Origin of the sequence: Aestuariibaculum lutulentum, from assembly GCF_032926325.1 — a bacterium.
Taxonomy (GTDB): domain Bacteria; phylum Bacteroidota; class Bacteroidia; order Flavobacteriales; family Flavobacteriaceae; genus Aestuariibaculum; species Aestuariibaculum lutulentum.
In genome coordinates this window covers 2,616,616-2,631,324 of record NZ_CP136709.1, presented here as the reverse complement: position 1 = coordinate 2,631,324, position 14,709 = coordinate 2,616,616, and the positions used below count along the sequence as shown (strand labels likewise).

Annotated in this window: 14 protein-coding genes; 8 read left to right on the top strand and 6 right to left on the bottom strand. The window is 36.3% G+C overall.

Going from position 1 to position 14,709, the window contains the following annotated elements; translation table 11 throughout:
• Positions 1 to 16: 16 nt before the first annotated feature.
• Positions 17 to 469 (top strand): Fur family transcriptional regulator, encoded by a 453-nt coding sequence (locus R1X58_RS11285; protein WP_240572846.1) that lies wholly within the window; start codon positions 17 to 19, stop codon positions 467 to 469.
• Between the two features lie 12 nt (positions 470 to 481).
• Entirely contained in the window at positions 482 to 1,756 is a 1,275-nt protein-coding gene (locus tag R1X58_RS11280) for an adenylosuccinate synthase (RefSeq protein WP_240572845.1), read from the top strand.
• 145 nt (positions 1,757 to 1,901) lie between these two features.
• Here the strand turns inward: R1X58_RS11280 and hutI are convergent, their stop codons facing one another.
• Genes hutI through hutH form a run of 3 tightly spaced genes read right to left on the bottom strand, consistent with a single transcriptional unit; the run spans position 1,902 to position 6,635 of the window.
• On the bottom strand, positions 1,902 to 3,140 hold the full coding sequence (gene hutI / locus R1X58_RS11275; protein WP_240572844.1) for an imidazolonepropionase: 1,239 nt from the start codon (positions 3,138 to 3,140) through the stop codon (positions 1,902 to 1,904).
• On the bottom strand, positions 3,140 to 5,137 hold the full coding sequence (locus R1X58_RS11270; protein WP_240572843.1) for a urocanate hydratase: 1,998 nt from the start codon (positions 5,135 to 5,137) through the stop codon (positions 3,140 to 3,142). Before R1X58_RS11270 ends, hutI begins: the two co-directional genes overlap by 1 nt.
• A gap of 7 nt (positions 5,138 to 5,144) precedes the next feature.
• Positions 5,145 to 6,635 (bottom strand): histidine ammonia-lyase, encoded by a 1,491-nt coding sequence (hutH, locus tag R1X58_RS11265; protein ID WP_240573072.1) that lies wholly within the window; start codon positions 6,633 to 6,635, stop codon positions 5,145 to 5,147.
• Between the two features lie 94 nt (positions 6,636 to 6,729).
• On the opposite strand from hutH, the gene R1X58_RS11260 reads away from it, so the two are divergent.
• The 4 genes from R1X58_RS11260 to R1X58_RS11245 all read left to right on the top strand — a co-directional run bounded on the left by R1X58_RS11260 (position 6,730) and on the right by R1X58_RS11245 (position 11,521).
• The gene (locus tag R1X58_RS11260) at positions 6,730 to 7,635 is read left to right on the top strand and encodes a LysR family transcriptional regulator (protein ID WP_240572842.1); all 906 of its coding nucleotides are present in this window, start codon (positions 6,730 to 6,732) and stop codon (positions 7,633 to 7,635) included.
• 214 nt (positions 7,636 to 7,849) lie between these two features.
• Positions 7,850 to 9,658 carry a DEAD/DEAH box helicase gene (locus tag R1X58_RS11255; RefSeq protein WP_240572841.1) on the top strand — a complete coding sequence of 603 codons (1,809 nt, stop codon included), beginning with the start codon at positions 7,850 to 7,852 and terminating at the stop codon, positions 9,656 to 9,658.
• Between the two features lie 191 nt (positions 9,659 to 9,849).
• Positions 9,850 to 10,614, top strand: coding sequence for a carboxypeptidase-like regulatory domain-containing protein (locus tag R1X58_RS11250; RefSeq protein WP_240572840.1), 765 nt, complete (start codon positions 9,850 to 9,852; stop codon positions 10,612 to 10,614).
• A gap of 160 nt (positions 10,615 to 10,774) precedes the next feature.
• Complete coding sequence (locus R1X58_RS11245) at positions 10,775 to 11,521, top strand: peptidase associated/transthyretin-like domain-containing protein (protein ID WP_240572839.1); 747 nt, start codon at positions 10,775 to 10,777, stop codon at positions 11,519 to 11,521.
• On the opposite strand, the gene R1X58_RS11240 is transcribed toward R1X58_RS11245, so the two are convergent.
• A complete protein-coding gene (locus R1X58_RS11240; RefSeq protein ID WP_240572838.1) occupies positions 11,518 to 12,171 on the bottom strand; it encodes a TrmH family RNA methyltransferase in 654 nt (217 codons plus the stop codon). The genes R1X58_RS11245 and R1X58_RS11240 overlap by 4 nt on opposite strands.
• Positions 12,172 to 12,235: 64 nt before the next feature.
• Here R1X58_RS11240 and R1X58_RS11235 point away from each other — a divergent pair, with 64 nt between their 5' ends.
• Both R1X58_RS11235 and R1X58_RS11230 read left to right on the top strand, forming a co-directional pair.
• The gene (locus tag R1X58_RS11235) at positions 12,236 to 12,916 is read left to right on the top strand and encodes an SIR2 family NAD-dependent protein deacylase (RefSeq protein WP_240572837.1); all 681 of its coding nucleotides are present in this window, start codon (positions 12,236 to 12,238) and stop codon (positions 12,914 to 12,916) included.
• 211 nt (positions 12,917 to 13,127) lie between these two features.
• Complete coding sequence (locus R1X58_RS11230; RefSeq protein ID WP_240572836.1) at positions 13,128 to 13,532, top strand: Hsp20/alpha crystallin family protein; 405 nt, start codon at positions 13,128 to 13,130, stop codon at positions 13,530 to 13,532.
• Position 13,533: 1 nt separating this feature from the next.
• On the opposite strand, the gene R1X58_RS11225 is transcribed toward R1X58_RS11230, so the two are convergent.
• Positions 13,534 to 13,917 carry a DUF3037 domain-containing protein gene (locus R1X58_RS11225; RefSeq protein ID WP_240572835.1) on the bottom strand — a complete coding sequence of 128 codons (384 nt, stop codon included), beginning with the start codon at positions 13,915 to 13,917 and terminating at the stop codon, positions 13,534 to 13,536.
• On the bottom strand, positions 13,907 to 14,689 hold the full coding sequence (locus R1X58_RS11220) for a HipA family kinase (RefSeq protein ID WP_240572834.1): 783 nt from the start codon (positions 14,687 to 14,689) through the stop codon (positions 13,907 to 13,909). The genes R1X58_RS11225 and R1X58_RS11220 overlap by 11 nt, the downstream gene beginning before the upstream one ends.
• Positions 14,690 to 14,709: the final 20 nt, after the last annotated feature.

The window sequence follows — 14,709 nt, the reverse complement described above, 5'->3', positions numbered from 1 at the left end:
AATTTGCAACGAAATTATGAACGCAAGTACAGATACAAAAAATCAAGAAATAGTAAAAAGTGTTTTTACTAACTTTTTAGAAACCAACGGACACCGTAAAACGCCCGAAAGGTACGCTATATTACAGGAGATTTATAATAACAAAGAACATTTTGATATTGAGTCTCTATATCTAAATATGAAAAACAAAAAGTATCGTGTATCTCGTGCTACGCTTTATAATACCATAGAATTACTTCTGGAATGTGGTTTGGTTAGAAAACACCAGTTTGGTCAAAATCAGGCACATTACGAAAAATCGTATTTCGATAGACAACACGACCATGTCATTTTAACCGATACTGGTGAAGTTATCGAATTTTGTGACCCAAGAATTCAGTCTATCAAAAAAACTATCGAAGAAGTTTTCGATATCGAAATTAATAATCATTCTCTTTATTTCTACGGAAATAGAAAAGCAACTAAATAATATATATTTAAAATGGCAGTAGATTTACTACTAGGATTACAGTGGGGTGACGAAGGCAAAGGGAAAATTGTTGACGTACTTACCTCTAACTACGACATTATTGCGCGTTTTCAAGGTGGGCCAAACGCAGGACACACTTTAGTATTTAACGGAAAAAAACACGTTTTACATACCATTCCTTCTGGAATTTTTCACGAAGACACTATTAATTTAGTTGGTAACGGTGTGGTTATAGACCCTGTAATTTTTAAAGGCGAGCTTGATAAATTAGCTGAGCAAAATGTTGATTACAAAAAATCTTTAGTAATATCTCGTAAAGCACATATTATCTTACCAACGCACCGCTTATTAGATGCGGCTAGTGAAGCTTCAAAAGGTAAAGCTAAAATTGGTTCTACCTTAAAAGGTATTGGACCAACTTACATGGATAAAACTGGTCGTAACGGAATTCGTGTTGGTGATTTAGAATTAAGCGATTGGCAAGAACGATACAGATCGTTAGCCGATAAGCACGAATCTATGATTGAGTTCTACGATGCAAAAATTGAATATAACTTAGAAGAATTAGAAGCTGAATTCTTTAAAGCTGTTGAAGTTTTAAAATCATTAACCTTTATCGATTCTGAAGAATATGTTTACCAAGCTCAAAAATCTGGTAAAACGATTTTAGCTGAAGGTGCTCAGGGGTCGTTGTTAGATATCGATTTTGGAACCTATCCTTTCGTAACTTCAAGTAACACGACTGCTGCTGGTTCTTGTACTGGTTTAGGTGTTGCACCTAATCAAATTGGTGAAGTATTTGGTATTTTCAAAGCCTACACTACGCGTGTTGGTTCTGGTCCATTCCCTACCGAGTTATTTGACGAAGATGGTGAAACTATGAGCCGTGTTGGTAACGAATTTGGAGCAACTACAGGGCGTGCAAGACGTTGTGGTTGGTTAGATCTTGTTGCTTTAAAATATGCTTGTCAGGTTAATGGTGTTACTCAATTAATGATGATGAAAGGTGACGTACTTTCTGGATTTAAAACACTTAAAGTATGTACTGCTTATAAATATAAAGGAGACGTTATTAAGCATTTCCCTTACAACATCGATCCTGAAAACGTAGAGCCTATCTATACTGAAGTTGATGGTTGGGCTGAAGACTTAACAGGTTTATCTGAAGTTTCTCAACTACCTAAAGCGCTTAACGATTATATCGAATTCTTAGAAAAAGAATTAGAAATCCCGATTACCATCGTTTCTGTAGGTCCAGATAGAAAACAAACCATTTTCAGAAATTAATAATTCATTTTATTTATATTCAAAATACAAAAGACCACTTTTTTTATGTGGTCTTTTTTTATCTCATTAACTGAGTTAAATTATATTATACAATAAAGGCGTGCCACAGACACGCCTTATTTAGTTTAGTTTGGTAGTTTAAAGTTTATACAATAGAGTGACCTTTTATATAAACCGATTCTATTTGATTTTCACCAAATGAATATGGGATAAAGTTATAAGAATTTATTGGTTTCGTCAAAATTAAATTCGCTTCTTTACCTACAGTAATACTTCCAACGGTATCCTGAAGTCCCATAGCATAAGCCCCATTAATAGTTGCGGCGTTTATAGCTTCTTCTGGAGTTAGCTTCATTTTTATACAAGCTGCCGACACGGCAAAATTCATATTTCCTGACGGTGACGACCCCGGGTTATAATCGGTTGCTAAAGCCAAAGGTAGCCCTGCATCAATCATTTTTCGTCCAGGCGTATACGGAATACTTAAAAAGAACGAACAGCCTGGCAACGCTACCGGCATGGTTTTCGAACCTTTCAACGCTTCAATATCTTCATCTTTCATTTCTTCTAAATGATCAACCGAAAGGGCTTCATGCTTCACCCCTGCTTGCACACCACCAATCGACGTAAACTGATTCACGTGAATTTTTGAAATTAAACCATGTTTCTTTCCCGCTTCCATAATGAACTCGGTATCTTCAACTGAAAAATACCCTTCTTCACAAAAAATATCGACAAATTCTGCCAAACCTTCTTCTGCAATTTTAGGCATCAGTTTTTCAACTAACATATTTAAATAGCCAGCTTTATCATCTTTATATTCCGTTGGAACGGCATGTGCTCCTAAAAATGTTGCCTTTATAGGAAGCTTGTAATTTTCCTTTAAACGCTTAATCACACGAAGCATTTTTAATTCTGAAGCTTCGGTTAAACCGTAGCCTGATTTAATTTCAACAGCACCTGTACCTAAAGCGATAATTTCATCTAAACGGATCTTGGTTTGTTCGTACAAATCGTCTTCCGAAGTCTCTTGTAATTTTTTTGCCGAATTTAATATACCACCACCTTTAGCGGCAATTTCATGATACGATAAACCTTTAATTTTATCGACAAATTCACTTTCTCGGTTTCCTGCATACACCAAATGCGTATGCGAATCGCACCAGGTTGGTAATATCATTTTTCCTGTAGCATCAACAACGGCATCTGATTCAACATTCGGACATTCAGTCATTGAACCAAAATCTTTAATAAGCCCGTCTTCAACTAAAAGATAAGCATGTTTAATGGTTGGTAAGTCGTTCATAGCTTCACCAGCCACAAAATCTAAACCTGCTTCTCTTACCTGAAGTAATTCTTTTATATTTTTAAATAATGTACGCATTAAAATAAGTTTTTCAGTAAATCGTCTTCTACTAAATTAGGGATGGTCACCGTTAAATTTGGTGTACGCTCCATTTCACGTTTAATGGCAAATAAAGCCTCGTCGTTTCTTGCCCAGCTTCTTCTTGCAATACCATTATTCACATCGAAAAACAGCATATTTTTTAATTTAGTATCGGCTTCTGCTGAACCATCTAATACCATTCCGAAACCACCGTTCATCACTTCTCCCCAGCCTACGCCTCCACCATTGTGGATAGACACCCAGGTAGCACCTCTAAAGCTATCGCCAATCACATTATGAATGGCCATATCGGCAGTGAATTTACTACCGTCGTAAATATTTGATGTTTCACGGTACGGTGAATCGGTTCCACTCACATCATGATGATCGCGACCTAAAACTACCGGTCCAATTTGTCCTGCTGCTACAGCATTGTTAAAGGCTTCTGCAATTTTAGCGCGACCTTCGGCATCGGCATATAAAATACGAGCTTGCGAGCCAACTACCATTTTATTCTTCTTCGCATCTTTAATCCAGGTGATGTTATCCTGCATTTGCAACTGAATTTCCTCAGGTGAATTTTTCATGATGTCCTTAAGCACATTCATGGCGATTTCATCGGTTTTATCTAAATCTTCCGGTTTACCTGAAGTACACACCCAACGGAATGGTCCGAAACCATAATCGAAACACATCGGTCCTAAAATATCCTGAACATAAGACGGATATTTAAAATCGATATTATTTTCTGCCATCACATCGGCACCTGCACGAGAGGCTTCTAATAAAAAGGCATTTCCGTAATCGAAGAAATACGTTCCTCTTTCTGAATGCTTATTAATGGCATCGGCATGACGACGTAGTGACGCCTGTACTTTTTCTTTGAATACGTCTGGTTCCTCACGAATTAATCGGTTGGATTCTTCATACGATATTCCAACCGGATAATAACCACCTGTCCATGGAATATGTAAAGACGTTTGATCGGAGCCTACATGAATGAAAATCTCTTCTTCATAAAAACGCTCCCAAACATCCACTACATTTCCAATAAAGGCAATAGAAACCACTTCTTTGGTTTCTTGCGCTATTCTTACGCGAGCTACTAAATCTTCTAAATTATCAACCAATACATCAACCCAACCTTGCGCATGACGCTTAGTCGCGGCTTTTTCATTCACTTCAGCAGCAATGGTGATACATCCTGCTATATTTCCAGCTTTTGGTTGTGCCCCACTCATACCGCCTAATCCTGCTGTCAAAAATATTTTACCTGCCGGCGTATCGCCTTTTGGTAATTTTTTTCTAAAGGCATTCATCACGGTAATGGTTGTTCCGTGAACGATTCCCTGAGGACCGATATACATGAATGAACCAGCTGTCATTTGTCCGTATTGCGTCACCCCCAACGCATTGAATTTCTCCCAGTCGTCCGGCTTTGAATAATTAGGAATCATCATACCGTTGGTAACAATCACTCGAGGCGCATTTTTTGAAGACGGAAATAATCCCATCGGGTGACCAGAATACATATGAAGTGTCTGCTCATCAGTCATCGTTGCCAAATACTGCATGGTTAATAAATACTGTGCCCAGTTTTGGAACACCGCACCGTTACCTCCATACGTAATCAACTCTTCAGGGTGTTGTGCTACTGCCGGATCCAGATTATTCTGAATCATCAACATAATCGCCGCCGCTTGAACAGTTTTTGCAGGATATTGTTCAATACCACGCGCATACATTTTATAAGCAGGCTTAAAACGGTACATATAAATTCTTCCGAAGTCATTCAACTCCTGAGCAAATTCTGGTGCTAATTCTTCATGCCATGCTTTTGGAAAATAACGCAAAGCATTTCTAATCGCCAATTGCTTTTCATCCTTGCTTAAAATATCTTTTCGCTTTGGTGCTCTATTGGCATCTGCCGGATAGTTATATATTGCTGGTAGTTCTAATGGAATACCTTGTAATATGTGTTCTTGGAATGTCATAGTTGATTTATTTTACGATGAATGCCTGCGTCTTTACTAAATGAATTAATGCATTAATGTCATCTTTTAAAATGCGATCTTCTTCAAGCTTAGCCACTTTACTTCTAATAATAGCAAAGTTTTTCTCCAAAATTACAGAGAAGGTATTCGGACGTCTGAACTCCATGGCCTGTGCCGCATACATTAACTCGATAGCTAAAATCTTTTCAACGTTCCCTAAAATCTGATTGAATTTACGTCCAGAAATACTTCCCATCGATACGTGATCTTCCTGACCTAAAGAGGTTGGAACACTATCAGCTGAAGGCGGGAAACATAAGGATTTATTTTCTGTTACCAAAGCCGCTGTGGTGTATTGCGGAATCATGAATCCACTATTTAATCCGCCACTTGCAGTTAACAATCGTGGTAAACCAAATTTTCCTTCTAATAATAAGTAACATCTTCTATCGGCTATATTTCCTAATTCTGAAGCAGCTATCGATGCATAATCTAAAGCCATCGCTAACGGTTGCCCGTGGAAGTTTCCTCCAGAAATAGCTTCGGTTTCACTTAGTACAATTGGGTTATCGGTTACCGAATTCATCTCGATTTCGGCTAATTCACTTAAATGATAATACGCATTTCTTGACGCCCCGTGAACCTGTGGAATACAGCGCATAGAATACGGATCCTGAACGCGCTCACAGTTCTCATGCGATTTGATATTATTAGAATCTTCAAACAGCATACGCATACGTTTTGCCACTTCTAAATTCCCTTGAAACGGACGAATACTATGAAGCAATTCTTTAAAAGGCGATGCACTTCCCTGGTAGCCTTCTAAACTCATGGCTCCGGCAACATCGGCTAAATCCAACAGATACTCCATTTTCTTCAAGCCTTTAATAGCATGCGCTAATATAAATTGTGTTCCGTTAATTAAGGCTAAACCTTCCTTAGCAGCCAGTTCGATAGGTTCTAAATTATGTGATTCTAATACGGATTTAGCAGGAACGATATCATCACCAATCCAAAATTCACCTTCACCAAATAACGGTAAAAACAAATGTGATAAAGGCGCCAAATCACCAGAAGCACCCACCGAGCCTTGCTCTGGAACTACTGGTAATAAATCGTTTTCAATAAAATAGATAATACGTTCAATCACTTCTAAACGAATCCCAGAAAATCCGCGACTTAAAGCATGTACTTTACAAATCAGCATGATTTTAGACAATTCCTTATCAATCGGGTTACCCACACCTACGGCGTGTGTAATTAATAAATTCTTTTGAAGTAAACTGGTTTCTTCCGGTGATATTTTCACATCGCATAACGGACCAAAACCGGTATTTATACCATATACAGCCTTACTGGAATTGGCCATAACTTCCACTTTCGCTCTACATTCGTTAACCTTTGCAATTGCATAATCGGTTAACAACCCTTTCATTTTCCCTGATGCTATGTCAAGTACCTTATCTACAGTAAGTTTATCAACACCGTATACAAACATATTTATATTATTAAGTTGAATATTCATTTATTTCTACAAAATTATCAATAAATTTGATACCTAATAATACTATTGTTGCTAACAAATAATAACTATGAGTTATCAAATAGAATTCAGACACCTAAAATATTTCCTCGCTGTTGCTGAAACTTTACACTTTAGAAAGGCTGCTGAAAAGCTATTCATTTCGCAACCCGGATTAAGCCGACAAATCAAAGAAATGGAAGATGGTTTGGAAGTAAAACTGTTTGACCGACACAACCGACAGGTGAAACTTACCCCAGCTGGCATTTATTTAAAAGAAGAACTTTCAAAAAACCTGAAGAGTTTAGATGGTATTTTGCATCACGCTAAATTACTGGAAGAAGGTAAAGATGGCCAGCTTAATTTTGGTTACGTTGGTTCGGCCATGCAACATATTATCCCTGATTTATTGCTGAAGTTCACCAAATCACATCCCAATATTCTGTTTAGTTTAAAGGAAATGGACAATAACAAACAAATTGAAGGCTTAATAGCGCAAGATATTGATATTGGTTTTGTGCGTCTGGAACGCATCCCTAAAGGATTGATGTCAACTCCCGTTTTAAAAGAACCGTTTTGTTTAGTATTACCAAAAGACCATCATATAAATAACAAGAACTTCGAAAACCTGTCACAATTAAAAGATGAACCTTTTATTCTTTTCGATCCGGAATACAGTTCTTCTTACTATGAAAACGTGATGAACATATTTCATAACAGTGGGTTTTCTCCTTTAGTGTCGCATAACACCATTCATGCCGATTCCATTTACAAACTGGTTGAAAACAACTTCGGTATTTCAATCGTTCCGAAATCGCTTCAAAACCATTCAATTTCATCTATCAAATTTATTGAATTAGACAAAATTCCGCAGCGCACCATACTTTCTGCTGTTTGGAATACCGATAACAGAAACCCCATCCTTAACAAAATACTCGCCTTAATTCAAAGCGAAATCTCTTTAAACATCCTATAAACAAAGAAAACACTTAACATTTAACGAATAATTAATACCGCACGACATGGCGCGTCGATTGCTATTTAAATAAAAAGCCTATCTTTGCCGCTTGAAATCCCGAAAGGGTGAGATTCCTCAGAGTGGGGATGTGTTACTGGAAGTTTAGGTTTAAGTATGTCGATTCTCTTCTTATGTAACACCACATAACATAATCGAATACTTATAAAAAAGAATGAGCACATTCCATGATTTAGGTCTTAATAACGACCTATTACAAGCAATTACAGATTTAGGTTTTGAAAAACCAAGTGAAGTTCAAGAAAAAGCAATTCCGCTTTTATTACAATCGGAAGGCGATTTAGTAGCTTTAGCACAAACTGGTACCGGTAAAACGGCAGCCTTTGGTTTTCCAATGCTTCAAAAAATAGATGTAAACAGCCGTACAACACAAGGTTTAATTTTATCACCTACACGTGAGCTTTGTTTACAAATTACAAACGAATTAAAAGCATACGGTAAATACTGCAACGGACTTAATGTTGTAGCGGTTTACGGTGGTGCAAGTATTACCGACCAAGCCAGAGACATTAAGCGTGGTGCACAAATTATTGTAGCAACGCCTGGTCGTATGAAAGATATGATTAGCCGTAACCTGGTTGATATCACTAAAATTGAATATTCAGTATTAGATGAAGCTGATGAAATGTTAAACATGGGTTTCAAAGAAGACATCAACGATATTTTATCGCACACACCGGCTGATAAAAGTACCTGGTTATTCTCAGCAACCATGCCAAGAGAGGTTGCTGCCATTGCAAAAGACTTTATGCACAACCCGCACGAAATTACTGTGGGTAACAAAAATGAAAGTTCCAACAACGTTTCTCACGAATACTATTTAGTAAACGCCAGAGACCGTTACCAGGCTTTAAAACGATTAGCCGATGCGAACCCTGATATTTTCTCAGTGGTGTTCTGTCGTACTAAAAGAGATACTCAAAAAGTAGCAGAACAACTTATTGAAGACGGATACAACGCTGGTGCTTTACACGGTGATTTAAGTCAGAACCAACGTGATTTGGTTATGAACGCCTTCCGTAAAAACCAGATTCAAATGCTTGTTGCTACCGATGTAGCTGCTCGTGGTATTGATGTTGACGATGTAACTCACGTAATCAACTACCAATTACCTGACGAAGTAGAAACCTATACCCACCGTTCTGGTCGTACCGGACGTGCTGGTAAAACCGGGGTATCTATGGTTATCGTTTCAAAAAGTGAGGTTCGTAAAATAAAAAGTATCGAACGTATCATTAAAAAAGACTTCCTTAAAAAAGATATTCCAAACGGAATGGAAATTTGTGAAGTGCAGTTAATGTCGCTTGCTAACAAAATTCATAATACTGAAATCAACCACGAGATTGATAAATACTTAACTAGTATTAATGAATTATTTGAAGATACCACTAAAGAAGAATTGATTAAGAAAGTTTTCTCTGTAGAATTTACACGTTTCTTCAATTACTATCAAAAATCAAAGGATCTTAATGTTTCTGAAGGCAGTAACAGAGATGAAAGCGAACGTGAATATAGAGGCGGTAAAAACGATTCTACACGCTACTTTATCAACGTTGGTTCTAAAGATGGTTTCGACTGGATGAAGTTAAAAGACTTCTTAAAAGAGCAATTAAGTCTTGGTAGAGATGATATCTTTAAAGTGGAAACTAAAGACAGTTTCTCTTTCTTTAATACCGAAAATGAACTTAGAGAACAGGTATTAGCACATTTTACCGACTTTAAACACGAAGGACGCTTTGTTAATGTTGAAGTTTCTGAAAACCGCGGTGGCGGCGGAAGACGCGATGGAAAAAAACGTTCTGGTTCTAAAGGCGGCGAAAGACGTGGCGGAAATAAAGAGGGTCGCCCAAGACGTTCTGGAGATTTCAAAGCTTCAAATGGTGAAAGATCTGGAAAACCAAGAAGACGTTCTGAAGGTGATTCAAAATCAAACATCTCAAGACCTAGACGCTCAAGACGTTAATTTTATAAAAAAGCTAAAAAGACCAAAAACGAAAACTAAGTTATTTCATTTTTGGTCTTTTTTTTATCATCTTTTAAACTTTAGCCTGGAAAGAAGTCTTTTGTTAATTTTAAGTCAAAAAAAATTACTGACGCCTTATTTTATTCATTAGTTTAGTACTTTTATAAACGAATAAGCGTTATTTAATTTACATGAAAAATTACCTACTACTTTTCTTTTTACTAGTTTTTTCAACTGTTAGTATAGCACAGGAAGCCGAAAAGGCTTTAGGAGTAGTAGTTAATTCTTCTGATGGTAAACCTCTTGAAAATGTAAACATCGTAAACCTGAATCAGGTTATAGGTACAGCAACAAACAAACAAGGGGAATTTGAAATTAACGCTAAACCTAATGACACCTTACATTTGTCGTATTTAGGTTTTAAATCTATTAAAGTTCGTGTTACCAATGACTGGCTTAGGTTTGGTTCGGCAACCATAGAGTTAACCGAATTAGCACTAGCACTTGAAGAGGTTGTGGTTAACCAGTTAAAATTAACAGGGTATTTAGAGGTCGATGTGAAGCAGGTTCCTGTAATTAACGACAACTACAGATATCAGATTTCCGGACTACCGAGTACCGGCTACGAAGCAAACTCCGCAGGAACCTTATCTAAAATTGTAGGTTCTATTTTTAATCCAGCCGACTTTTTACATCGTGTGTTTGGTAAAAAACCAAACGAAATGCGAAAACTTAAAAAGATGAAGCAGGACGACGAAATACGCAATCTTCTGGCATCGCGTTTCGACAGAGAAATGCTTACCGCTTTGCTGAATATAGATCGTGTTGATTTAGATGAAATTGTGAGCCAGTGTAACTACTCGAAAGAGTTTATACAAACCGCTAACGACCTTCAAATTCTGGATGCCATTAGCGAATGTTATGAAGAATACAAGTTGTTAAATCGTGAACGTTAAACAACAAAAACATAAACCAAGAAAGGAAGCTTAGTGCTTCCTTTTTTATTTCAAAAAAAACTAAATAATTGTTAACTAGAACGTTAAACTTTCCCAAAAGACATTAAGGAAAACTTACAAAACCATAATTTAAACACGAATTAACTTACAAACCGTGTTTATGAATAACTTTACCTGGATACTCCTTTTTATCTTTTCCTTTTCCATATCAGCTCAAAACATAAAGGGAAAGATCTATAACGAAAAATCTACCGCCAAAAATATTGGTGTTTTCAATCTAACAACTAAAAACTACACTTACACAAACGAAGAAGGAGATTTTACTATTGAAGCTTCTACAAAAGACACCCTCCTATTTTCATCAGCGTTTTATAAACCTCACCAACTTATTGTAGAAGACAAGCATTTTAAAATAACTAATGTTATAGAACTTAAAACACAGGTAAACACTCTTGGTACAGTAAACCTGAGTAATACTCCTAAATTCAATCCTAATAAATATCAGGCCAATCTTGCAATGCAAATTGCTAACGACATAAAAAACAGACCATATTTATACAGCCCACCTCCTAACCCGCAAGGTGATTTAACTTTGCTAATAGATTTCTTTAAAGATTTGTTTAAATCAAAAAAAATGAAAGATACTCCTCCCGTTCCTATAACCTATAAAAACTTTTACGCTTTATTTAATACAAATGCCATTTTCACTGAAAATCTACTGGTAAATGATTTAAATATTGAAAGGAAAAACATTCCGTTATTCTTCGATTATTGCGATACCAAAAAACTGAATGATAACCTTCTGAAACCTGAAAACAAGATGATACTATTAGATAGTTTAATAAAATTTAGCAGAGAATTTAAAACACATATTGCCGAGACAGATTGTATCCTAATAAAAGATTAATCCTGGTAATAACGTGCTACAATATCATCGTAACTTTTAATAGTTTTTTTAACCCAATCTAAACGTTTTTCAAGTTTTTCCTGTTCGGTTAATTGCCAGTCAATATCACTATGCTTTAATTTCGTGGTAACATGCTGAAGAATGATTGCCGCACTAACCGAAATATTTAAACTTTCTGTAAAGCCATACATAGGTATTTTTAAATAACTATTGGCAGCATTTAAAACCTCATCTGATAAACCTTCGGTTTCTCTACCAAAGAAAAAGCAAGACTTTTTAGTGGCATCGAATTCATGTAACTCACAATCGTTGGTGTGAGGTGTTGTAGCTACAATTTGATAGCCTTTCTGTTTTAAATCGGTTATGCAATCCTTAACGGTATGATATCGGTTTAAATCCACCCATTTTTGAGCCCCCATAGCTATTTCCCGGTCTATACGCTTAGAGTTTCGTTCCTCAACAATATTCACTTCCTGTATTCCAAATACATCACAACTGCGAATAACAGCACTGGTATTGTGCAATTGATACACGTCCTCTGTAGCTACTGTAAAATGCTTGGTACGTTGTTCTAATACTTTATGGAATTTTTCACGGCGAGAATCGGTTAAATACGTTTCTAAATACTCTAAAAGTTTTTCATCTATCATGCGCCAAAATTAATAAATTTATACCACGAATATTCATAACCTTCATTCAGTAATTATTCTTTAAATGAAAAAACACATCGTTGTACTTACAGGAGCCGGAATGAGTGCCGAAAGCGGCATAAAAACCTTTAGAGATGAAAACGGACTTTGGGAAGGACACGATGTTATGGAAGTTGCAACACCTGAAGGCTTTGAGGCTAATCCGGAATTGGTTTTAGATTTTTACAACCAAAGGCGAAAGCAACTTTTCGAAGTAAAACCAAATACGGCTCACAAAACCTTAGCTGAATTAGAAAGCCATTATAAGGTGTCTATCATTACTCAAAATGTTGATGATTTACACGAACGCGCCGGTAGTAGTAATGTTATCCATTTACATGGTGAATTATTAAAAGTGCGCAGCACCTATTACGAAGATGATATTATTGACTGGACAACCGACTTAAAATTAGGTGACACATGTAAAAAAGGGTATCAATTACGACCACATATTGTTTGGTTTGGAGAAGATGTCCCTATGATACCAAAAGCTGTAAGCATTTGTGAAACAGCCGACATCTTATTAATTATTGGTACCTCAATGCAGGTTTATCCAGCTGCTGGTTTAAGACATTATATTCCCCAAGACACACATACTTATTTCATAGACCCTAAACCTAGTATTAGTAATAACTCTAAATTAACCGTTATACCTCAAAATGCTACAGAGGGCATAAAAATCTTTCTGGATTTACTAGCTATTTAATCGATTACAACGCTATACACCGCTAAATAACAGACTTTTACAATAAACATTAACGTTTGTTAACTTGTTTTTTTCATATTAATTATTATCTTTAGAATCCTCTCGTGGTATAAAACGTATACCTTAACCCTGACCTTCAATGCGAGCAACTTAGCTACGCAATAGATTTTATTCTATTTACCAACTACAAACTAAAACAAACAACAACACCATGACACCAAACACTAATGTAGACAAAAAACCTTCTTATGCCTCGTTTTACAACAGACAGGATATCTTAAAAAATGAGCATGAAAAAAAAGATTCAAATCTACCTGAAAGTTCATCCTTAGCAAATGTTAAAGAAACTGAAACTTCTTATCATTATGAATTAAAAATTCCCGGGTATATTAAAGATGATTTTAATTTTTATATCGCCGGAGATAAATTAGTTGTTACTACCGAACGTAGACGACACAACAAACAAGTTGAAGAAAACACACCTTCGAGACATTCTTACTGCTACCCTTCTGCTCTTGTTAAACACAGATTTGCATTACCTGACGATATTGTAAGAAATAAAATAACTGTAGAATATTGTGATGAAGTTTTAAGCTTTAAGTTATTCAAGCAATAACTTACAAGACGAATTTCTGAAATATATCATTTAAAGTCTTTTCCGGGTTTTCACATAGCCCGGAGTGGACTTCAGAACTCTGAATTATAGTACTTCGGGACGCGGTTAACCAATGAAATCGATCAGGTAAATCTAGCGCACCTATTCTTCCTCCTTCTTTTTTTCCTTCACAAACAAGTTCCCAGGCTTCAAGATATTTATTAATTAAATTAATATCTATGTCTTTACAAAAAGCTTCCAGTTTTGAGTTATCGATATGATATTTCACGCCAAGAAATTTCTTCTGCTTTGCATATACAATGGCCCCGATATTAAAGAACTCTCCTCGCTCTACTTTAGGAACCAGTCGAATTATGGCGTATTCAAACTTAATTTTATCTTGCATCTTCAGCCTCTTTAACCAGTTTATCAATCATCGCCAGTTTAGCCTGTAAGTATTCCATATAAGCTATTCTCATCTCTTGCGGACTCATCTTTTCCGATTCGTCTAACAACCAATCTTCGGGAATTAAACCAATAATCTCTTCCAGTTTCTCTTTAGTAAAAATCTGCTTAATTTCGGTAGCCACTATATCTAATTTTGTGGCCCAAGGCAACAACACATGATCTTTTATTAATGGAAACGTTCTGGTAAGATGATTTTTATATAAATCCCAATTATGATGAAAATAAAAACTGGCGCCATTATCTATAACCCACAATTCGTTGTTCCAGGTTAGCAGATTGGTATTCTTTACGGTTCGGTCTATATTACTAATTAAACTATCTAAAAGTACAATTTTCGACGCGGTAATAGGATCAACGATATTCACCAACGGATCGAAGGTTATAGCTCCCGATAAAAAATGTAACCCGAGATTTAAACCAACACTAAATTTGAGTAAATCCTGAATTTCTTCATCCGGCTCCGTTTTACTGAACGAATCGTCTAAATTCATAAATACCAACTCAGGAACTTTTAAACCAAGGATTCTGGCTAACTCACCTCCCATCAACTCCGAAATCAAGGCCTTTTTTCCTTGTCCGGCACCGCGAAACTTTAGTACATAAAGAAAATCGTCGTCAGCATTTACAATGCCGGGCATCGAGCCACCTTCTCGTAAAGGTTTTATGTACTGAACCACATCAACAGTTCGTATTTCTATTGTTTTACTCATACGGCAAAGATAGAAAAGAA